This window comes from Streptomyces sp. bgisy159 (assembly GCF_057707805.1).
The window spans coordinates 1-584 of sequence record NZ_JBYIQX010000135.1; the positions used below are offsets into that span (position 1 = coordinate 1).

Consider the following 584-nt stretch of genomic DNA (forward strand, 5'->3'; position numbering starts at 1 on the left):
TTCCGGATCGTGGACGAGCATTTCCGTACCGCGCCCGCGGAGGCCAACGCGCCGCTGCTGCTGGGCCTGCTGGGGGTGTGGTACGGGAACTTCTTCGACGCGCAGTCCCACGCGGTGCTGCCCTACAGCCACTACCTGTCGAAGTTCACCGCGTACCTGCAGCAGCTGGACATGGAGTCCAACGGCAAGTCGGTGGACCGCCGGGGCCGGCCCGTCACCTGGCAGACCGGCCCGGTGGTGTGGGGCACGCCCGGCACCAACGGCCAGCACGCCTACTACCAGCTGATCCACCAGGGCACCAAGCTGATCCCGGCGGACTTCATCGGCTTCGCCCGCCCGGTCGCCGGACTCGGTCCCGCCCTGGCCGCCCAGCACGACCTGCTGATGGCGAACTTCTTCGCGCAGACCCAGGCGCTGGCCTTCGGCAGGACACCCGAGGAGGTCCGCGCCGAGGGCGTGCCCGAGGAACTGGTGGCCCACAAGACCTTCCGGGGCGACCACCCCACCACCACCGTCCTCGCCCGGGAACTGACCCCGTCCGTGCTGGGCCAGCTCATCGCCCTGTACGAGCACAAGGTGTTCGT

1 pseudogene is annotated in these 584 nt (G+C 69.7%); it reads left to right on the forward strand.

Annotation, left to right across the window (positions count from 1 at the left end):
- Positions 1–584: pseudogene (locus AC3ET3_RS36145) on the forward strand (glucose-6-phosphate isomerase); the annotation flags it as partial.